Source organism: Alcanivorax nanhaiticus, from assembly GCF_000756665.1.
GTDB classification, from domain to species: domain Bacteria; phylum Pseudomonadota; class Gammaproteobacteria; order Pseudomonadales; family Alcanivoracaceae; genus Alcanivorax; species Alcanivorax nanhaiticus.
The window spans coordinates 189,192-209,453 of record NZ_ARXV01000003.1 but is presented as its reverse complement, the minus strand read 5'-3'; the positions used below and the strand labels follow the sequence as shown (position 1 = coordinate 209,453).

Genomic DNA, 20,262 nt, shown 5'->3' with positions numbered 1-20,262 from the left:
TCAAGCAGGACTTACTCGCCGTGCTCTCCAGCCAGGTAGAACCAGGTATCAAGCACAGAATCCGGGTTCAAAGACACAGAGGAGATCCCCTGCTCCATGAGCCACTGGGCCAGATCCGGATGATCAGACGGGCCCTGACCACAGATACCGATGTACTTGCCTTGGGCGTTACAGGCATCAATGGCCATTTTCAGTAGCTTCTTCACCGCCGGGTCACGCTCATCGAACAGGTGGCTGACGATACCGGAATCACGGTCCAGGCCCAGGGTCAGCTGGGTCAGATCGTTGGAACCGATAGAGAAGCCATCGAAGTTCTGCAGGAACTCATCTGCCAGCAGAGCATTGGTGGGCAGTTCACACATCATGATGACGCGCAGATCGTTCTCGCCACGCTTGAGGCCGTTTTTACCCAGCAGATCAATCACCTGCTCTGCTTCACCCACGGTACGCACGAAGGGCACCATGAGTTCTACATTGGTGAAGCCCATCACATCGCGCACCTTCTTCATGGCGCGGCATTCAAGCTCGAAGCAGTCGCGGAAGTTCTCGCTGATGTAGCGGCTGGCACCACGGAAGCCCAGCATGGGGTTTTCTTCTTCCGGCTCGTAATGCTTGCCACCGATCAGGTTGGCGTACTCGTTGGACTTGAAGTCAGACAGACGAACGATCACCTTCTCCGGGTAGAACGCAGCGGCCAGGGTAGATACCCCCTCCACGAGTTTCTCCACATAGAAGTCTACCGGGTCGCCATAGCCGGCAATGCGCTTGTCGATATTCTGGCGGATATCAGCCGGCATAGTCTCGTAGTTCAACAGCGCTTTCGGGTGAACACCGATCATGCGGTTGATGATGAATTCAAGACGGGCCAGACCCACGCCCTGGTTTGGCAGGCCAGCGAAATCAAAGGCCCGATCAGGGTTGCCCACGTTCATCATGATCTTGAACGGCAGCTTCGGCATGGACTCGATGGAGTTACGCTGGATATCGAAGTCCAGCTGACCTTCATAGATCTTGCCGGTGTCGCCTTCGGCACAGGATGCCGTTACATCCATACCATCCTTGAGAACCTCGGTAGCGTCGCCACAGCCCACAATGGCCGGAACGCCCAGCTCACGAGCGATGATGGCAGCGTGACAGGTACGACCACCACGATTAGTCACGATCGCGGCAGCACGCTTCATCACCGGCTCCCAGTCAGGGTCGGTCATGTCGGTTACCAGCACGTCACCGGGTTGAACCTTTTCCATTTCCTTGATGCTATGCACCACGCGAACGGTGCCAGCGCCAATACGCTGACCAATCGAGCGGCCTTCAACCAGAACCTTGCCGGTTTGCTTGAGCAGATAACGCTCCATGACGTTGGCGTCAGACCGGCTCTTCACGGTTTCAGGACGAGCCTGCACGATATACAACTTGCCATCGTCACCATCCAGCGCCCACTCGATATCCATGGGCATGCCGTAATGCTTTTCAATCTCGATCGCTTGCTGTGCCAGGTTTTCCACCTGTTCATCAGTCAGACAGAAACCCATGCGCTCTTCACGATCCACATCGACGATCTGCACGGACTTGCCGGCAGATGCTTCGGCGCCGTAGATCATCTTCTGCATCTTGCTGCCCAGATTACGGCGCAACACAGCTGGCTTGTTGTTCAGCAGAGTATTCTTGTGGACATAGAATTCGTCAGGGTTCACCGCACCCTGCACCACCATTTCACCCAGGCCATAAGAGGCGGTGATGAAGACCACATCCTTGAAGCCAGATTCGGTATCCATGGAGAACATGACGCCGGCAGCGCCGGTTTCAGAGCGCACCATGCGCTGGATACCAGCAGACAGAGCCACCAATTTGTGGTCAAAACCCTGGTGAACCCGGTAGCTGATAGCACGATCATTGAACAGGGAAGCAAACACTTCCTTAACGGCGACCATCACGCTGTCGATGCCACGGATATTCAGGAAGGTTTCCTGCTGACCGGCAAAAGAGGCATCGGGCAGATCTTCTGCAGTGGCAGAAGAACGCACCGCTACCGGCAACTCGGCGTTACCTTCACCAATCTGCTCGTAGGCTTCACGGATGGCCGCTTCCAGCGCAGGCTGGAACGGAGCATCGATCACCCACTGACGGATTTCCTGGCCGGTCTTGGCCAGCGCAACCACGTCCTCAACGTCCAGCGCAGACAGTGCATCATTGATACGCTGGGTCAGGTTGTTGTGCTCGAGGAACTCACGGAAGGCTTCAGCAGTGGTCGCGAAGCCGCCGGGAACGGAGACACCCGCTGCCGACAGATTGCTGATCATTTCACCCAGGGAGGCATTCTTGCCACCAACGTGTTCTACGTCGTCTTTCCCCAGATCCTGAAACCAGACTACATATTCCGCCAAGGTCGTCTCCTTAAATACATTTATACCGGGTAAATCCTGATGGCACGGAAGCCACCGAATCTGCACTGCCACAGGGCCTGGAGCCCGATTCTGGCTTGCTACACGGCGCTCCCCGGCGTTGCCGGATCAAATCGAGCCGACATTCTACTCAAAACCGTCACGCTTTGCCTGCCCTTCACGCGAAAATGCGCCCGACTTTCGGCCTTCTATTGCATATTAAGAAGGACTTGCCGCGACAGGCACCGTATCCCTTTGAAATTGCTGGGTTAATGGTCAGGTAACGGAAGGTCGCGGAGTGTAAAGGCATTCCCGGCTGTCAGCAATGATCTATGCGCGCCAAGCCCTGTGAGCATTGAAGCGAACTAACCCACCCCGCCACCCCCGTATTGTCACTTCTCAACCAGACCCCCAGCTCCCACAGGACCTGACGAGAATGGCGCTTACTTAAGCGTTAAGTACAGCCGCATACAGTTGGAGCCTCTTTGCAAGCAAGCTACGCTGTAGGGCGGAAATGGGCGTCAGCCCATCTCCGCCAACGGTCCAGGCAACGGCGGAGATCGGCTCACGCCGATTTCCGCCCTACGAAAACCGCGCTGTCCAGTTGGAAATGGTGATTGTCGCCGGTTAAGTAAGTGCCATTCGGACCTGACCTTGCAAGTAAGGGCCACTTTAGCTTCGAGCCATGAACCCGGCACAACTTGGCAAAGATTGCCAAAGTTGGCCAATATTGATTCAATTGAAGGCCAGTCATGATGCTGTCCATGGAGCCTGTGATCTCTGCGGAAGCACGCAGCCAAAACATCCAGAATCGCGACTTTTAATGAACAGCGTTAAAGATTAGGAGCAGACCATGTCAACGATGAACGTCTCTCTCCCCGAAGCCATGAAAAAATGGGTTGAGCAACAGTCGGCAACGGGCCGCTATAGCAATAGCAGTGATTATATCCGCGACCTGATTCGCCAGGATCAGGAGAAGAAGGCCAAGATCGCCCGACTACAAGAGCTCGTCTCCGAGGGTCTGAATAGCGGAACGGGTTCACGCAGCATGTCAGAGCTCAAAGACCAAGCCATTGCCCTGTCACGCCAAGAGCCCAAATGAGCTATCTGCTAAGCCGCAAAGCTGAAGAGGACATCATTCGCATTTTCCTCACCGGCAGCGAATGCTTTGACAGGGCGCAGGCAGAGCGATATCACCAGCAGCTTGAGCATGTGTTTCAGTTCCTGGCCAGTAATCCGGAGGCTGCGCCAGAAAGGCAAGAAATTACCCCGGCAATCCGGATTCACCCCGTCGGCAGCCACATCGTGATCTATCAGGTAATGGATGCCGGCGGCATTTTCATTATCAGAGTACGACACAAACATGAGGATTGGCTTGCTGATGACATCTAGTATAGCTTCGCGTTAGCCGCGAATTGATACACGGCACGCCTTTCCTCAAGATAGAAACCAGACAAACATTCACAACAAGAAGACGCCAAACCATGACCCGAACAGCCTTCTATCTCTCCGACGGCACCGGCATCACCGCAGAAACCCTGGGCCACAGCATGCTCAGCCAGTTTGGTGACATCCAATTTCTGCAGGTCACCCTGCCCTTTGTCCAGTCCGATGCGCAAACCCGTGAAGCTGTCGAGAAGATCAACAAGGCCTGCGAGCAAGATGGTGCCAAGCCCATCGTGTTCTCTACCCTGGTCAACAGTGAACACCGGGAAATCCTGCATGGCTGCCAGGGCATGGTGCTGGACCTGTTCGGCGCCTTCCTGAACCCGCTGGAGGCGGAACTGGGCATGCGCTCCAGCCACAAGGTGAACCAGAGCCACGCCATCCGCGATGCCGATTCGTACCGCATCCGCATCAACGCCGTACACTTCGCGCTGGACAATGACGATGGCGCCCGCACCCGTCACTACGACCAGGCGGACATCATCCTGATTGGCGTCTCCCGCTCAGGGAAAACCCCGACCAGCCTCTACCTGGCGCTGCAGTTCGGCCTGTTCACAGCCAACTACCCGCTCACCGAAGACGACTTCGACGACCTGCGCCTGCCCAAGGCACTGCAGGAGCACAAAGACAAACTGTTCGGCCTCACCATCAACGCCGAACGCCTCAGCGCCATCCGCAGCGAGCGAAAAGCCAACAGCAAATACGCGTCACTGCGTCAGTGCGATATGGAACTGCGGGCGCTGGAAGCCATGTACAACAAGCACAATATTCCGTACCTGGATGCAACCGAGCTGTCGATCGAGGAGATCAGTACGCGGGTGCTGGCGATGAAGGGATTGAAGCGGCGGCTGCAGTGAACGGTTCATTGCGGATCAGAAGGAAACCCTGCTAACCAGCCCCACTCTGGCGACCGTCGAATACCTGTAAAGCCGTTTGGGCTGCGCATGGGTGTTTGTCGATAGCTTAAAACGTTTCGCTCTCTGGCAGCGCAGTGGAAGCAGCACACAGAAGGAAAGGAATCAATAATCCAGCTGGAGCGAATTTCAACGCGAAAGGCCAGTCCCCCACAGCAGGTCAACAAACCAGAAATGGGGGCCCTGGCCAAAATAATCTAAAGGCTATCAACAGAACCGTGCTGAACCCCAGCAATTGCGGTACGAGGGTTCAAGACCAATGATGTCGCCGTCTCTGGCAGCAGAACTGCCAAGGATATTAGCCATCAGCGTGGTCGTAGCTTGATCGATATTTAATGTAAAAGCATCCGGGGAGTACATGCTCCAGCCGGTTAACATAGCTGTTGTATAGCCAGGATAACGCACGGCTTCCTTCTGGAAAGACAGGCCAAAATCGTCTGAAGTTACATCAATCTGATGCACATTAGTCACATTGTATGGCAATTGGTAGTTATTCAGGTCAGTGTGGATTTCCCCATCGCCCTTGCTATTGATGATGGATTGGTTTGTGGCCTCGTTAGGGTCGTAAATACGTAAACCCTGAGCAAGCTGGCGCTTGATCTGGTCAGCGATACCACCGCGCAGTAAAGGCAATAAGGTTGGGCCAAACACGCCAACCAAAACGCCAGCATCCGTGTCAGCCAGCGTCAGCGGGTTACTTCCCACAGAAGTAGAGCCATCATTGTTTCCATAAACGATCGAGTTAATGACACCTGCCAAGTTAACGCCGCTAACCAGGGCCTGGTTTTCCCGGTTGCCCGAAAGCTCAACAGCATTACCATTGCGTATCACATCCTGATAATTAACCAATGCTTCCTGGAAACGAATGCTAGCAATACCGATATCGAGAATCATATCATCGCCAAGATTGAGATACCCGCCAGAAGGTGCAGGCAGGCCTGCTCGAGAACACCCGAAAATACCACAATCAGCGCCAGGCGACCCCCAGCTGCTGGCACCAGAATTGTTCATGCCCGAGGTGTTAGCACCAGGCGCAACACAGGGCCTGTCCGCATACGCACAGGTCACCGCCACATTATTAGCACCCCGCATGGCCAAATTAAGCTGGCCACTCATGCGCCCGCTAAAGGTATTCAGGGAGCCGAAACTCAACGGACCACTAACCTCCTCGCCCCCCATTCGGATGCCCACAACTTCACGCAATGTCTTGGTATGATCGTTCTTGATGGCAAACTGAAAGAAAGGACGCTGGATAGAAAAGTCCTTCATCTGGTTCTGGTCGCCAATGACGTCTGGTACAGCACCAGATATTTGATTACTCCCCGCCTGGGGGTTAAGGCTAATACAATTTCCAGCTGCATTGGCAATACAGCCCAGCGAGAAATTATCAATATCCAGGTCACAACCCACACCGTTCACACCGCCACAACCCAGCTGCAACTTTTCAATGTTCAGGTTAAGGTCGAGCATGACATCAAGGCCAGCAGTGTAAAATGTCATACCTGAAGAGCCACCGGCGCCGCCGTCACCAACTAACTTATTCATTTGAATTAATGCCTGCCCTGTAACAAGGGAAAGCTGGGAATCCTCCATCTCCACCATCGCAGAAACAGGAATGGAAAAACACATAACAATGAGTGCAAACAGAGACTCAAGGAGAGGTTTAAGCAGCGTTTTTTTCATTAGCATGAGTTTTGTTATTTTCATTTTCAGCACCGATATCCTTGAACCGCCGCTACGGGTTCTGTTGCTCAAGTGTTACAGATGTATATATCCTGGCCGCAGGGATTATCATTGACCCAAGATCTTTGCCGCCAAACTCTAGTTGCCCAATCATCAAGGGATCACCCTCTCCCCCTGCAGCACATGACGTACCGCTACGATTTCCTGGCTTGCACGCCAGCGAGCCGACGTTCATGTTGGTTTCGATACGAAGTTTCGGGCGTCCCTCTTCCGTGGCACTGAGAAGATTAATCGTCCCGCCTCCGCCGACAAGAATTGACTCGGCGGGAATTTCGATGTCACCTCTTATGTCGGCAAGCCGAACATCTACATCAAGCTTATTAAGATTAGGCTCAGCAAAAGAAATATAGGTGCCATCATCGTGACCTGCGATTTCACGGCCAGAAATATCATTCAACCTGGTGAAACTCAGGAAACCACCGAAGTTAATAGCATCACCGCTGAAGCTTGGGAAAAGTTTGAAAAAGAAATCATCCATCTCCAGGTTCAAGTCAATATAACTGCCATACACCGGGGACTCCATTTTCGGCACGTCACCACCACCAAACATCCCACGCAGCTGTATACGTGTTTCGTTAGAGGAAAGATTAAGACCATCACCAAGTGATAAACCCACCCCCATATCGTTGGTGGCAAATAACAAGTCAGCTCCCATCAAACCAATCGCCAAGCCATCAGCTGTCGGGTTTAATGGATCGTGATACGGGGTTTCAAAATCCGTATCACCGATCATTAGGTGGGTACCATTTTCCCAGCGCATCCGGTCCGGGCGGCCATTAGCATCCGCCCCGCCCTCTGTCTGGATTGCCACCAGGGCATCCATGGTGAATCCCGGGGAGTTACGGCTTGTACCATTGCCAGACTGGGGATACAGATACCAATTTGTGCTCAGGTCACCCAGCGTATAGATCAGAGCCCAGCCTTCATCGACATTGTTGGCGGCTGAAACGCCATCTCGATACACAACCTTGGACGAATAGGCATGAAGCCCCCACTCACGGTTTATGATGGCCAGGCCTGTGTCTGAGGGTGCAATTTCGAGCAGTTCTGTTGGCAGCACGCCCCCAGTAGAGCTGGTACAACTTGAAGGGCTGCTGCCGTAAGAATTCGCTCCACCAAAGCAAAGTCCGCCGACGCTTTGATGACTCGCTGACACCGTATCCAGTGTGAGATAACCAAATTCAAGATCCTTTCGAACCTGACCAAGCGAAGCAGGCATACTGACAGGCTGTGTAAACTCAAGATATGTCTGGCCCTGGTTTCCGGTGCTCTCTTGCCGGGCCTCACCAATCACAAACTGAAAATTATCGGCCAGATCGAAGCCCAGGGAAGCTGTCAGGCCCTGAGTGAAGGCGCCACTCCCCGGGAGCCAGGTTCCCTGCGGAAGCAGCTGTAAATCAAAGTTATCAATACCCCCGCGCCAACCGAACAAAAGCATGGGGATGGACTGCGCGTTAAACTGGAAGGCCGAACCTGAAACATTCGCATAAATATCGAAAGTGAGATTAAGGTCGGTTCTGGAACCCGGGGCGCTACTGACGACGATGCCATCATTGTTTACACCCACGGTGCCCTGATGCATGTCAAACAGAAAACCAAGATTATCCAGCTGTACTTCTGCACTTCCTGGTGGCCCCATTCTATAGAATAGGCGCCCAGGCTCACCTAGAGCCCAGGTGTTGGGATCCGGGCTGGCATTATTAATATCGCCAACATTGACAATGACTCTTGCCTGATCTGTTGAAGTGTTAGCAAAACCTCCATCACCGAAAACGGCAAAACGGCCACCCGCATCCAATGCAACAGCGCCAAAGGAGCGCGTGGTATCCGTTACTGACAGGCTGTCCATTTGCAGGCGCATACGATTCCAGGTAGCGTCAATGCCCAGGCCCGGCCTGTCATCCGCTGTATCCGTGGTACCAAGATCGTTTGTGTATGCATCAATGGCTAAAGAAAATTCCAAAGCCTGGCTGGCTGCTGTACCGTCCAGGTCGATAGGCTTGATAATAAATTGACTCGAATCCAGATCAGTGCCGCCGATAATAATGTGATTCTGAAGTGAGTCAGAGTTTCCATCCACTTGCCCGTTATCGACCTCCCAGCGAATCTGCTCTGCAGTAATCGCGCCGGTTTGCGGAACCTCCAATCCAATGGTTACACCATCACGCCCCTGTACTGTGCTCAGTTCTTGCTCGGAAAGTGGCTCCAGAGCGTGAACACTCAGCGGACATAACAGTACGGTTGCGATAACAGAAAACCGCAGATTATTTTTTTTCATTATCTTTGAGCACATAAATCCACCCAAGAAACAGCCATGCCAGGCTTAGAATCCATAAAGGTAAAAATCACCGCCAAATGAAATATTCGCCTGATGGCCGGCGTTATCTGCAATGTTCAGGCCCATGAAAGAACCGCGATCCGTGCCTTCCCAGCCATTAGTGTTTGGTGCCAAGGCATTTGGCTCCACGGCTAAGCCTTCAAAGAAAAGCCCAAAACGAACATTGCCGAAGTTTTCTCCGTTGGTGCCTACCGGATAACTGAGGCGCAGGCCAGCCATAGCGGCAATTGTGGGCGCTTCGCCATCGCAGCCGCCGGCAGCACCAGTTAACAAACAGGATCCATCAACGTCTTCGAATTTTTCTGGATTAAATAAGCTGGTATTACTTGCTCCACCTGAATCACCAAGAATGGATGCATCAAGGGCAATACGGGTCAGATCAATAGAGGCGTGGCCATTTTTGAAGACAAGCCATTCGTCTTCTCGATTTTTCAACTGAACTGCGAACCGGCAGTTCATGTTGTTCAGGCTTGTTCCGCCATTTGGGGTGGCGCAATCAGAAACAGCGGCGCCATCAAGGTTGGGGTGGCTGTTGTAGTAATACTGCAAGCTCAGAAGAATGCCTTTCTGACCAGTGATATCGCCCATCTCAGCATCAGCCATTGGCTCCAGTGCCGAAACGAACGGAGAATGCAGGCATGAACCCAGCAAAACAGCAATCCAAAGCTGAGTGTTAAATTTCCCCTTAAGCAAGGCGACATGCTCTTTGCGAGTTATTTTTTTCATTAGCTGCCCCCCGCACCAAGGGTGGTTATTCTAAGATGCTGAATGCGCATCCCCTCAACTCTTGAAATCCCCAAATTGGTAACCTGACTGCCAGGAGTCGCACTAGGGTTAACAAAATAAATCCCGTTATTTGTTGCGGTGGCAGAAGGTAGCCCCACTCCAGTTGAGATATTGACACTGGTAAAATCACCCCAGCGGACGTACCCCTGGGTGTCCTCATTTGGATTAAGGATGCTGTCATCGGTGTCTAAAGCGCAGTTGGCGGGAGCTGGATTGCTGGCACTTCCACAATAAAAATGATTGTAGATGCTGGAAATATTCGGGATGCTGGAGAGCTCAATGACAAAGTCCCCGGTTGCCGTATTACTGCCATCTCGGACCGCATCCAGGGTGATTGCCTGATAGTGAAGTGTGCCCAGAGGCAAAAATGCATCAACGTTCTTGAAATACAACCCTTCGTTGTCGTCAAAATCTGGAACGTTATGCAGGGTATCGGTTATATAGCTACCCAAGGAGCTGTTTTTTTGCCTGACAGAAAATCGAAAATCACCAGAGATTGCACTCTGGTAAGTAATCCCCAATGTCGGCTCAGTGCCATATGAGGTTTGCATAAGACGAAGAATTGCCGGCTTCCCGTCCGCCGTTGTCGGCTTGCCATGGATAATCGTTTGGCTCTGCAAGAACTCTGCCCCGCCCGAACCACAGCCTGCCGTTGATTTGTTACAAGCGCCGATTGCACTGCTGTTTAGAGTGCTGCCGCTTCCATAGTCCAATCCGTTGCCGTTCCTGTTGACTTCCAGCTCCCCCCAGAAGCTCCATCGCCAGTTATCGGTATTGCTTGGGCCTATCAGCTCAAGGATGGTAGGCATCTCTGTTGCAGAGGTTAGATTTGTTGCGGTTGTCCCCTGATAAATCCAGCCTGGGTATTGGAATACACGGAGAACATAGGGGTCATACACCGATGCCATTGCACCAATGCCATAAGCATTACCTGTTTGGCCAAGAGAAATGTTGTTTCCATTCCCCTGGGGGCAGGCCAGGAAAGTATTACCGTAGGTGGTACTGCCGGCGCATGCACCCGTGCCTCCGTTCAAACTGGCGTACCAATCCGTACCACCCACCTGGCTGCCATTTGTCATGGAAAGACCGTAGTAACGAGCATCCCCTCGCTGCCAACCCGCCAAGGCGGCGGGACTTGTTGGGCCGAGATTCGTCCCTGTCAACTCGATAAAACTTTCCGGCGCGAAGCGCATGCTGAAGTTATCCAGCGCAAAGGCGAAGCCCGCCCCCTGTACATCAGACAGGGAGTCATCGCTTATTTCGGTTAGCGCTTGTAGCTGGGGGGCACCCAGGGCTATGGCAGCTGCCAGGAGCAGCCTTGCAGGAAACAGATTGCGGCGCACTGTGACCTCTTCATTATTTTTATTCGCCTGGCAGGAAATGTTCCCGCATGGCGTTTTTTGTCATGTTTCGTGACAAGACTACACAGAGGCCTCAACCATGGCAACACTTGTTAACATTGCCACCGACAAATGGCTTTATTTAAAACCCTTTATATTCAGCGCGTTATAAGTTTCATGTTGATTTGCAGGGATTATGCGCACGGACGTACTCTTATTCATTTTGGGACATGCGTTACCGTGATACACATTGCCGCATATTTAGTATCCCATTGATTTGATTGAACATATCCATAGATGGGCATGATGTATACGGCCAAAAAACCTTCGGCAGCTGCTCAAAGAGCAGAATCGGTGGGCGTTTACTGCAAAAGAATGGCGGAGATCGGCGTTCGCCGAATTCCGCCCTACACGATGTTTCTTGTGACTGGTTTAGTAGCGACCAACCGGATGCGGCCCTGCTGTAGGAGCTCCACTTGAGGGACGAAGATTTTTGTCTTTTCTGCCCGGGAAAAAACCCGGGGCCTTTCGGACCCGTCTGCAGCCGTTCGTCCCTCTAGTGGGACTCCTACAGCGGGCTTAGTGATTTAGCAAGGGGGTTACTGCTGCGGCGAAACGGGTGAAATCTTCAAGCTGGCGAGTGGCGATGGCGTAGACAATGCGCCAGTCCAGCACATCGTAGTTATGCACCGCCATGTTTCTAAAGCCGACGGAGCGCTTCAGGTTATCGCGCAGCTCAGGCTCGATGAGCTTCAAATCTGCAAGACGGTCGAATGTCTCACCCATGGTGTTTGGAGGGAGCGTCTCGTAGTCCAGTAGCACATGAGCCGCAATATCGACACATAACTGAACTGCACGGCTAAGGTTTAACACCAGAATGTCCTGAATGTCCGGATCGGTTTCCAGTGTGGCGATGCTATCCGGACGTTTTTGTTCGACCCGGTTGATGCAGCGTCTGAGGGATTCCAGTTTTCGCTCGACGATCAGCGAATCCATTGCTGCCTCCGCTCAGACAGCAAACGACGGACTATCGGCAGGAAATCTTCACAGTTGTAAATATGCCGTTGCACCAGTTCTACGTGCTGACTATGAGAGCCTTTGAGGCGCCTGCCATCTCTAAGAATTTCTCCTAACAGCGGCTCACCTGCACGCCTCAAGTCAATCAAATCCACAGGCCGACCGGTGAGACTGGCGAGGTCGCCGACCATGGCAGCCTTTCTCTCCGGTGACAGCTCCGTCTTTGTGCTGACCGCCACATCCAGGTCACTGTGCAGATTCGCCCTACCGGTTGCGATCGAGCCGAACACATAGGCCAAGCAGACATCGGGGTCTCCCTGTAGATAGTCACGAATGCTTTCCATGGTCGCGGACATAGTGGCCTACTGGGTTCTGGTTGGGCTACAGCCTATGTAGCCGATAATAAACCAGAAAGCATAAAGATGAGAGTCTGAGTGCAACCATTGGGTTCGGCTCGCTGAAGAAACCCCAGTTATTCGCTACGTTCACGCCTTCGGGGGAGCCATTCTGGCGTTTCTTCGCTTTGCCTGGTGAGGTGCGAATTTTTGATTTGTCTGCCCGAGTTAAATCCGGGGCTTGCGGATCCGCCTGCGGCGGTTCGTCCCTCTAGTGGGACTCCTACAGGGGTGGCGATTTTCGGTGGTGTGGATGCGGAGGGGAAAGGGAAAGCGCTTCCGGCATGAAAGACGGAGAACCGCGTTTGCCGGTTTCCGCCCTGCCCTTTCTTGGTGACTGTTTTAGAAGCATTAATCAGGGATGCGCACGCAGCCTTCCATCATCATACGGGTACAAACCAGCATCACCTTCTTCAATCTGCTAGCGGATTGCTGGACAGGCGTGCCTTGACGATGAACACCCAGGGACGCTCACAAAGTGACATGAAGAGATCCGGCGCAGATATTTTACCCTGTGGCCACTTGTGCGAACGCAAATATTGATGCACATTGACATCAATAATGATGTAATCAGGATATTTCAATGCGTACTACCGTGACGATTGAAGACGATCTTTATCAAAAGGCCCTGGCGATGGCAGGACCGGATGTGAGTAAGGCTGATCTGTTTCGTGAAGCTATGCGGACTTATGTGCGGGTTCAAGCCGCGAAACGTTTGGCGTCGTTAGGTGGGGCCACGCCTGATATGCAAGACATCCCTCGCCGTCATTCTCACATTGAACGTAGTGATGATGCATGAGTGTTTTGGTTGACACCTCAGTTTGGGTTGCACACTTCAAACATACCAACGAAGCACTCTCCATATTGCTTTCAAATGACCAAGTGTTGACCCACTCGTTTATCCTTGCCGAAATTGCTTGTGGCACACCGCCTGCGCCACGAAATCGCACGCTTTCCGACTTGTCTTTGCTGGGCCATGCCAATGAAGCAAGCCTCGATGAGGTGATGCGCTTTATTGAGCATGAGAAGCTCTATGGGCTGGGTTGCGGCCTGGTAGATATCGCCCTGCTTGCCTCTACGCTGATCACTCCCGGCTGCCGGTTGTGGACACGGGACAAGCGGTTGGCGACATTGGCCGACAGGTTTGGGGTTGTTTATCCCTGCGTAAAATAATCGTTTGCAGGTGCTTCGCTGGAGACACGGTCTGAGCCAGGCCGCCAGCCCTTCGCCTGCAAGCAGCCACCCACAGCAACAGCCACTTGAGCCAAGGCGACTACCAACAAGCAAAGCCTAGTGGGAGGGTAATGCTGTTCGTTTAAGCGTTAGTCCGGTACAGCAACTTCACCGGAAAAAAAGGCCGCTATCGTAGGAGCCTCGCTTGAGAGGCGAATCCGAGCCTTGGCGAGGAAACTCCATCGCAGGTTCGCGGCTCAAGCGCCGCTCCTACAGCAGCCTCAAAGGCTTAAGTGAACAGCATTGATGGGGGAGCTTTCGCATTGGAACCACTGCTCCTGCTTAACCAGGAGTGGCGGCAGGAATGGCGGAGATTGGCTGACGCCAATTCCGCCCTACCCGTTCTTTTGACGTTACTTAGAAGCAGTCGCCGGGGATGCGGACGTTGCCTTCCATCAGCACACGGGCGCTGCGGCTCATGCTGGCTTTGGTGGCGGTCCACTGGCCATCTTCCTGCTTGGCACCAGCGCCGACACGGAGGGTGCCGGAGGGGTGGCCGAAGGTGACGCTGTCACGCTCGCCGCCGCCGGCAGCCAGGTTCACCAGGGTGCCTGGTACGGCTGAGGCGCTGGCGATGGCGACCGCTGCGGTGCCCATCATGGCGTGGTGCAGCTTGCCCATGGACAAGGCGCGCACCAGCAGGTCGATATCCCCTTCGCCAATCTGCTTGCCGCTGGACGCCGCGTAGGCTTTCGGCTTGGCGACGAAGGCCACTTTCGGGGTGTGCTGGCGGGCTTCCGCTTCTTCGATGTTCTCAATCAGGCCCATGCGCTTGGCGCCGTAGGCACGGATGGTCTCGAACATGGCCAGGGCTTCCTTGTTTTCGTTGATGTCCCCCTGCAGTTCGGTACCGGTGTAGCCGATATCTTCTGCGTTCACGAAAACAGTAGGAATGCCGGCATTGATCATGGTGGCCGGGAAGGTGCCCACTCCGGGGACTTCCAGCTCATCGACCACATTACCGGTGGGGAACATGGCGCCCTCCCCGTCTGCCGGGTCCATGAAGTCCACTTGCACTTCCGCCGCCGGGAAGGTCACGCCGTCCAGTTCGAAGTCGCCGGTTTCCTGTACTTCACCATTGGTGATGGGCACGTGGGCGACGATGGTTTTTTCGATATTGACCTGCCAGATGCGGACTACGGCGATGCCGTTTTCCGGGATGCGATCAGCAGCGACCAGGCCGTTGCTGATAGCGAAGGAGCCAACGGCTGCGGTCAGGTTGCCGCAGTTGCCGCTCCAGTCCACGAACGGCTTGTCGATGGAGACCTGACCGAACAGGTAATCCACGTCGTGATCCGCTTTTTCGCTTTTAGCCAGGATCACAGTCTTGCTGGTGCTGGAGGTAGCGCCGCCCATACCGTCGGTTTGCTTGCCGTAGGGATCGGGGCTGCCGATCACGCGCAGCAGGATCTTGTCACGGGCTTCGCCGGGTACCTGGGCCACTTCAGGCAGGTCTTTCAGGCTGAAAAATACGCCCTTGCTTGTGCCGCCACGCATGTAGGTAGCGGGGATTTTAATCTGTGGTGCGTGAGCCATGGTATTGCTCCTTTAAAAAAACCCCGGCGGTGGTACCGGCGGGGTTGGAATTACTAGAGGGCTTCTGTGGGAACTTGCCTGCAAATAAAAGATCGCCTGCAGGCAGGCTCCTACTGAAAGGTCATTCCGGATCGGCGGAGATGGGCTGACGCCCATTTCCGCCCTACGGATTTCCTTAGCCCGCTTCCGCCATGAACTCTTTGGCGAATTTCTGCAGGATGCCGCCGTTGGTGTACACGGAGACTTCTTCCGCGGTATCCAGACGAGACAGCATCGGTACGCGTTCCACATCACCGTTCTGGCGAGTGATCACCAGGGTCATGGTGCCGCGCGGCGCCAGTTCACCTTCCACGTCGTAGATCTCGGTACCGTCCAGCTTCAGGGTCTTGCGGGTGGTGCCTTCCTCGAACTGCAGGGGCATTACCCCCATGCCGATCAGGTTGGTACGGTGAATGCGCTCGAAACCCTCAGCGGCAATCACTTCCACACCGGCAAGGGCAACGCCCTTGGCAGCCCAGTCACGGGAAGAACCCTGACCATAGTCGGCGCCGGCCACGATGATCAGCGGCTGCTTGCGCTCCATGTAGGTCTCGATGGCTTCCCACATGCGCATCTGCTGGCCTTCCGGCTCGACGCGGGCCAGGGAACCCTGGATCACTTCACCGTTCTCGTCGCGGCACATCTCGTTGAACAGTTTCGGGTTCGCGAGAGTGGCGCGCTGGGCCGTCAGGTGATCACCACGGTGGGTCGCGTAGGAATTGAAGTCTTCCTGCGGCAGGCCCATCTTGTCCAGGTAGGCACCGGCTGCGCTATCCAGCAGGATAGCGTTGGACGGAGACAGGTGATCGGTGGTGATGTTGTCAGGCAGGATCGCCAGCGGGCGCATGCCCTTCATCTCACGCTGACCAGCCATGTTGCCTTCCCAGTACGGAGGACGACGGATGTAGGTGGACTGCGGACGCCAGTCGTACAGCGGGCTGGCTGCGCGCTCACCGTCACCCTTCTTCTCGAACATGGGGATGTAGGTCTTGCGGAACTGCTCCGGCTTCACCGCAGACTTGACGATGGCATCGATCTCTTCGTCGGAAGGCCAGATGTCCTTCAGGTAGATCGGGTTGCCGTCCTGATCCTTGCCCAGCGCATCTTTTTCGATATCGAAGCGCATGGTACCGGCGATGGCGTAGGCCACGACCAGCGGCGGAGACGCCAGGAACGCCTGCTTGGCGTAGGGGTGGATACGGCCGTCGAAGTTACGGTTACCAGACAGTACGGCGGTAGCGTACAGGTCACGCTCGATCACTTCTTTCTGAATAACCGGATCCAGGGCGCCAGACATACCGTTACAGGTAGTACAGGCGAAGGCCACCACGTCGAAGCCCAGTTGCTGCAGCTCAGGCAGCAGGCCGGATTCTTCCAGGTACATTTTTACGGTCTTGGAACCGGGTGCCAGGGAGCTCTTCACCCACGGCTTGCGCACCAGACCCAGCTTGTTGGCGTTACGGGCCAGCAGGCCGGCGCCGATGATGTTGCGCGGGTTGGAGGTGTTGGTACAGCTGGTAATAGCCGCAATGATCACCGCGCCATCGGGCATCAAGCCCTCCTCTTCTTCCCACTCCTTGGCAATGCCACGGCTACCCAGTTCGGATACCGGCAGCAGTGCGTGCGGGTTGGAGGGGCCAGCCAGGTTACGCTCTACCTTGGACAGATCGAAGTGAAGGACACGCTCGTATTCGGCACCTTTCAGGCTGTCTGCCCACAGGCCGGTTTCCTTGGCGAACTTCTCTACCAGGGCGACCTGCTCGTCTTCACGGCCGGTCAGCTTCAGGTAGTCGATGGTCTGGCCATCGATGAAGAACATGCCAGCGGTAGCACCGTATTCCGGGGTCATGTTGGCGATGGTGGCACGGTCACCCACGGACAGGCTGTCGGCGCCTTCACCGTAGAATTCCAGGTAGGCGCCAACCACGCGCTCCTTACGCAGGAACTCGGTCAGGGACAGTACCAAGTCGGTACCGGTGATGCCCGGCTTCAGCTTGCCAGTCAGTTCCACACCGACAATGTCGGGCAGACGCATCATGGATGGATTGCCCAGCATCACGTTCTCGGCTTCAAGACCACCTACCCCCACGGAGATCACGCCCAGGGCGTCAACCATGGGCGTGTGGCTATCGGTGCCCACACAGGTGTCCGGGAAGGCCACGCCGTCACGTACCTGAACGACCGGAGACATCTTCTCCAGATTGATCTGGTGCATGATGCCGTTACCCGGCGGGATCACGTCCACGTTGTCGAACGCAGTCTTGGTCCAGTTGATGAAGTGGAAACGGTCCGCGTTGCGGCGCTCTTCCACGTCACGGTTTTTCTGGAACGCGTCTTTTTCAAAACCCGGGTGCTCTACCGCCAGGGAGTGATCCACGATCAGCTGGGTCGGAACTACCGGGTTCACTTTGGAGGGGTCACCGCCGGCTTCGGCGATGGCGTCACGCAGACCGGCCAGGTCGACCAGTGCGGTCTGGCCCAGAATGTCGTGACACACCACGCGCGCCGGGTACCACGGAAAATCCATGGTGCGCTGACGCTCGATCAGCTGCTTCAGGGAATCAGTCAGATCCGCCGGGTTGCAGCGACGCACCAGCTGCTCAGCCAGGATGCGCGAGGTGAACGGGAGTTTGTCATAGGCCCCAGGCTGGATGGCGTCGACAGCCGCACGGGTGTCGAAGTAGTCCAGCTGGGTGCCGGGAAGCTGCTTGCGATATTCAGTATTCATAGCCTGGGACTCTTTTGAATGTGCTTTCAGGATGAGCCTGGGATTAGATGAAACTGTGGGAGTCTGCCTGCAGACGAAAGATTTCGCTTGCAGGCAAGCTCCCACAAAAGGCTATCAGCCTCGTTCTGCGATCGGGTTAACCTTGCGCAGATCTTCACCGGTGTACTCGGCGCTCGGACGGATGATGCGGTTGTCTGCACGCTGCTCCATCACGTGGCCGGCCCAGCCAGTCAGGCGGCTCATCACGAAAATCGGGGTGAACAGCTTGGTCGGGATACCCATGAAGTGGTAAGCAGACGCGTGGAAGAAATCAGCGTTACAGAACAGCTTCTTCTCGCGCCACATGACTTCTTCACAACGTACGGAAACCGGGTACAGCACGGTGTCGCCCACGTCGGCGGCCAGCTTCTCGGACCATTCCTTGATGATGGCGTTACGCGGATCGGAAGTGCTGTAGATCGCGTGACCGAAGCCCATGATCTTTTCCTTGCGCTCCAGCATGCCCATCATTTCCTGCTCGGCGTGATCGGCAGAAGTGAACTTCTCGATCATGTCCATGGCAGCTTCGTTGGCGCCACCGTGCAGCGGACCACGCAGGGTGCCGATAGCACCGGTGATGCAGCTGTGGATGTCGGACAGAGTGGAAGCACACACGCGAGCGGTGAAGGTGGAAGCGTTGAACTCGTGCTCTGCGTACAGGATCAGAGACACGTTCATTACCCGCTCGTGCAGCTCGTTGGGCTTTTCGCCACGCAGCATGTGCAGGAAGTGGGCGCCGATGGACTCGTCGTCAGTGTTTTCTTCAACACGCACGCCATCGTGGCTGAAACGGTACCAGTAGCAGATGATGGACGGGAAGCAGGCCAGCATGCGGTCGATGGCTTCTTCCTGGGTCGGGAAAGCGCCCATTACGGTGGTGTCTTCCTGCTCCAGGTTACCCAGCATGGAACAACCGGTACGGATCACGTCCATGGGGTGGGCGTCAGCCGGGATGCGCTCGAGCACTTCTTTCAGCGGCTGGGGCAGACTACGCAGACCTTTCAGCTTGGTCTTGTAGGCATCCAGTTCTGCCTGAGTGGGCAGCGCGCCCTTCAGGATCAGGTGTGCCACTTCTTCGAATTCGCAGTTTTCAGCGAGATCCTTTACGTCATAACCACGGTAGGTCAGACCGGAACCGGATACGCCCACGGTGGACAGTGCGGTTTTACCTGCTACCTGGCCACGCAGACCCGCGCCGCCGAGTTTTTTGCCTTCTGCCATTGTTCATCTCCTGGTTAATCTGTTTACAACAATGTCTTGATCACCGTAGGGCGGAAATCGTTAACACCGACCTCCTCCGTCCTTTCTCTGGCGGAGATGGGCTGACGCCCATTTCCGCCCTACGATGTTGAATCTTTCATCTCTGTTGTGGGAGCTTGCTTGCAAGCGAATGATTCGCCTGCAAGCAGCCTCCCACAATGAGGTGCTTGCTCAGCCCTTGTTCTGGGCGAACAGCGCGTCCAGTTTCTGCTCGTAATCGTGGTAGTTGAGGAAATCGTACAGCTCCATACGTGTCTGCATGATGTCCACCACGTCTTTCTGGTGACCGTTTTCGCGGATGCTCTGGTACACCTGCAGGGCCGCCTTGTTCATGGCACGGAAAGCGCTTAGCGGGTACAGAACCATGTCTGCACCGGCTTCAGCCAGCTCTTCACGGGTGAACAGCGGCGTGGCACCGAACTCGGTGATGTTGGCCAGCAGCGGTACATCGCCCAGACCTTCCTTGAACGCCTTGTAGTCTTCCAGGGTGTGTACGGCTTCCGCGAAGATGCCGTCAGCACCGGCTTCGATGCACGCCTTGGCACGTTCTACCGCAGAGTCCAGACCTTCCATCTGGAACGCATCGGTACGGGCGATGATGAAGAAGTCGTCGTCGGTCTTGCCATCAACAGCGGCCTTCACACGGTCAACCATTTCAGCCTGGGTCACGATTTCCTTGTTGGGACGGTGACCACAACGCTTCTGGGCAACCTGATCTTCCAGGTGCACGGCGCCCGCGCCAGCCTTGATCATTTCCTTCACGGTGCGGGAGATGTTGAACGCCCCACCCCAGCCGGTATCGATGTCCACCAACAGCGGGGTTTCTACGGCACTGGAGATACGACGCACGTCTTCCAGCACGTCATTCATGCTGGTCATACCCAGGTCAGGCATGCCGTAGCTGGCGTTGGCCACGCCACCACCAGACAGGTAGATAGCACGGTAGCCGGTCTGCTCGGCCATCATTGCCGCGTAGGCGTTGATGGTACCCATGATTTGAAGAGGCTTTTCTTCCGCAAGCGCTTTACGGAAGCGGGCGCCGGCGGTCAGGTTTGCTGACATGGCGT

General features: G+C 55.0%; 16 protein-coding genes. 5 read left to right on the top strand and 11 right to left on the bottom strand.

Annotation, left to right across the window (positions count from 1 at the left end):
• Positions 1-11: 11 nt before the first annotated feature.
• Entirely contained in the window at positions 12-2,384 is a 2,373-nt protein-coding gene (gene ppsA, locus Y5S_RS05010) for a phosphoenolpyruvate synthase (RefSeq protein ID WP_035230989.1), read from the bottom strand.
• 850 nt (positions 2,385-3,234) lie between these two features.
• Here ppsA and Y5S_RS05005 point away from each other — a divergent pair.
• From Y5S_RS05005 to ppsR, 3 genes are all read left to right on the top strand, one after another.
• Positions 3,235-3,483: a type II toxin-antitoxin system ParD family antitoxin gene (locus Y5S_RS05005; RefSeq protein WP_035230988.1), complete on the top strand. Its 249-nt coding sequence runs from the start codon at positions 3,235-3,237 to the stop codon at positions 3,481-3,483.
• Positions 3,480-3,773 carry a type II toxin-antitoxin system RelE/ParE family toxin gene (locus Y5S_RS05000; protein WP_035230987.1) on the top strand — a complete coding sequence of 98 codons (294 nt, stop codon included), beginning with the start codon at positions 3,480-3,482 and terminating at the stop codon, positions 3,771-3,773. The genes Y5S_RS05005 and Y5S_RS05000 overlap by 4 nt, the downstream gene beginning before the upstream one ends.
• Positions 3,774-3,865: 92 nt before the next feature.
• Positions 3,866-4,684: a posphoenolpyruvate synthetase regulatory kinase/phosphorylase PpsR gene (gene ppsR, locus Y5S_RS04995; RefSeq protein WP_035230986.1), complete on the top strand. Its 819-nt coding sequence runs from the start codon at positions 3,866-3,868 to the stop codon at positions 4,682-4,684.
• A gap of 264 nt (positions 4,685-4,948) precedes the next feature.
• Here the strand turns inward: ppsR and Y5S_RS04990 are convergent, their stop codons facing one another.
• From Y5S_RS04990 to mntA, 6 genes are all read right to left on the bottom strand, one after another.
• Positions 4,949-6,448, bottom strand: a complete 1,500-nt coding sequence (locus Y5S_RS04990) for a hypothetical protein (protein ID WP_156107582.1) — start codon at positions 6,446-6,448, stop codon at positions 4,949-4,951.
• Positions 6,449-6,476: 28 nt separating this feature from the next.
• The gene (locus Y5S_RS04985; RefSeq protein WP_231552628.1) at positions 6,477-8,762 is read right to left on the bottom strand and encodes a DUF6160 family protein; all 2,286 of its coding nucleotides are present in this window, start codon (positions 8,760-8,762) and stop codon (positions 6,477-6,479) included.
• Between the two features lie 45 nt (positions 8,763-8,807).
• Entirely contained in the window at positions 8,808-9,548 is a 741-nt protein-coding gene (locus Y5S_RS04980) for a hypothetical protein (RefSeq protein ID WP_156107580.1), read from the bottom strand.
• Entirely contained in the window at positions 9,548-10,951 is a 1,404-nt protein-coding gene (locus Y5S_RS04975; RefSeq protein WP_035230982.1) for a hypothetical protein, read from the bottom strand. The genes Y5S_RS04980 and Y5S_RS04975 overlap by 1 nt, the downstream gene beginning before the upstream one ends.
• A gap of 576 nt (positions 10,952-11,527) precedes the next feature.
• Entirely contained in the window at positions 11,528-11,944 is a 417-nt protein-coding gene (gene hepT / locus Y5S_RS04970) for a type VII toxin-antitoxin system HepT family RNase toxin (protein ID WP_035230981.1), read from the bottom strand.
• Positions 11,932-12,321: a type VII toxin-antitoxin system MntA family adenylyltransferase antitoxin gene (gene mntA, locus Y5S_RS04965; RefSeq protein WP_035230980.1), complete on the bottom strand. Its 390-nt coding sequence runs from the start codon at positions 12,319-12,321 to the stop codon at positions 11,932-11,934. The genes hepT and mntA overlap by 13 nt, the downstream gene beginning before the upstream one ends.
• Before the next feature lie 622 nt (positions 12,322-12,943).
• Between mntA and Y5S_RS04960 the strand changes: the two genes are divergently transcribed.
• Together Y5S_RS04960 and Y5S_RS04955 are read left to right on the top strand one after the other, a co-directional pair.
• On the top strand, positions 12,944-13,159 hold the full coding sequence (locus Y5S_RS04960) for a type II toxin-antitoxin system VapB family antitoxin (RefSeq protein WP_035230979.1): 216 nt from the start codon (positions 12,944-12,946) through the stop codon (positions 13,157-13,159).
• Positions 13,156-13,533, top strand: coding sequence for a type II toxin-antitoxin system VapC family toxin (locus Y5S_RS04955; RefSeq protein WP_035230978.1), 378 nt, complete (start codon positions 13,156-13,158; stop codon positions 13,531-13,533). The genes Y5S_RS04960 and Y5S_RS04955 overlap by 4 nt, the downstream gene beginning before the upstream one ends.
• 417 nt (positions 13,534-13,950) lie before the next feature.
• Here the strand turns inward: Y5S_RS04955 and prpF are convergent, their stop codons facing one another.
• The 4 genes from prpF to prpB all read right to left on the bottom strand — a co-directional run bounded on the left by prpF (position 13,951) and on the right by prpB (position 20,257).
• Positions 13,951-15,129, bottom strand: coding sequence for a 2-methylaconitate cis-trans isomerase PrpF (gene prpF / locus Y5S_RS04950; protein WP_035230977.1), 1,179 nt, complete (start codon positions 15,127-15,129; stop codon positions 13,951-13,953).
• Between the two features lie 175 nt (positions 15,130-15,304).
• A complete protein-coding gene (acnD, locus tag Y5S_RS04945) occupies positions 15,305-17,896 on the bottom strand; it encodes a Fe/S-dependent 2-methylisocitrate dehydratase AcnD (protein ID WP_035230976.1) in 2,592 nt (863 codons plus the stop codon).
• Between the two features lie 114 nt (positions 17,897-18,010).
• Positions 18,011-19,156, bottom strand: coding sequence for a bifunctional 2-methylcitrate synthase/citrate synthase (gene prpC / locus Y5S_RS04940; protein WP_035230975.1), 1,146 nt, complete (start codon positions 19,154-19,156; stop codon positions 18,011-18,013).
• Between the two features lie 210 nt (positions 19,157-19,366).
• On the bottom strand, positions 19,367-20,257 hold the full coding sequence (gene prpB, locus Y5S_RS04935; protein WP_035230974.1) for a methylisocitrate lyase: 891 nt from the start codon (positions 20,255-20,257) through the stop codon (positions 19,367-19,369).
• Positions 20,258-20,262 lie beyond the last annotated feature (5 nt).

What these genes read in the sequence shown, in the direction of transcription:
- Y5S_RS05005 (WP_035230988.1), top strand. Translation starts at nt 3,235, where the DNA reads ATGTCAACGATGAACGTCTCTCTCCCCGAAGCCATGAAAAAATGGGTT.
- Y5S_RS05000 (WP_035230987.1), top strand. Translation starts at nt 3,480, where the DNA reads ATGAGCTATCTGCTAAGCCGCAAAGCTGAAGAGGACATCATTCGCATT.
- ppsR (WP_035230986.1), top strand. Translation starts at nt 3,866, where the DNA reads ATGACCCGAACAGCCTTCTATCTCTCCGACGGCACCGGCATCACCGCA.
- Y5S_RS04990 (WP_156107582.1), bottom strand. Translation starts at nt 6,448, where the DNA reads ATGAAAATAACAAAACTCATGCTAATGAAAAAAACGCTGCTTAAACCT.
- Y5S_RS04985 (WP_231552628.1), bottom strand. Translation starts at nt 8,762, where the DNA reads ATGAAAAAAAATAATCTGCGGTTTTCTGTTATCGCAACCGTACTGTTA.
- Y5S_RS04980 (WP_156107580.1), bottom strand. Translation starts at nt 9,548, where the DNA reads ATGAAAAAAATAACTCGCAAAGAGCATGTCGCCTTGCTTAAGGGGAAA.
- hepT (WP_035230981.1), bottom strand. Translation starts at nt 11,944, where the DNA reads ATGGATTCGCTGATCGTCGAGCGAAAACTGGAATCCCTCAGACGCTGC.
- mntA (WP_035230980.1), bottom strand. Translation starts at nt 12,321, where the DNA reads ATGTCCGCGACCATGGAAAGCATTCGTGACTATCTACAGGGAGACCCC.
- Y5S_RS04960 (WP_035230979.1), top strand. Translation starts at nt 12,944, where the DNA reads ATGCGTACTACCGTGACGATTGAAGACGATCTTTATCAAAAGGCCCTG.
- Y5S_RS04955 (WP_035230978.1), top strand. Translation starts at nt 13,156, where the DNA reads ATGAGTGTTTTGGTTGACACCTCAGTTTGGGTTGCACACTTCAAACAT.
- prpF (WP_035230977.1), bottom strand. Translation starts at nt 15,129, where the DNA reads ATGGCTCACGCACCACAGATTAAAATCCCCGCTACCTACATGCGTGGC.
- acnD (WP_035230976.1), bottom strand. Translation starts at nt 17,896, where the DNA reads ATGAATACTGAATATCGCAAGCAGCTTCCCGGCACCCAGCTGGACTAC.
- prpC (WP_035230975.1), bottom strand. Translation starts at nt 19,156, where the DNA reads ATGGCAGAAGGCAAAAAACTCGGCGGCGCGGGTCTGCGTGGCCAGGTA.
- prpB (WP_035230974.1), bottom strand. Translation starts at nt 20,257, where the DNA reads ATGTCAGCAAACCTGACCGCCGGCGCCCGCTTCCGTAAAGCGCTTGCG.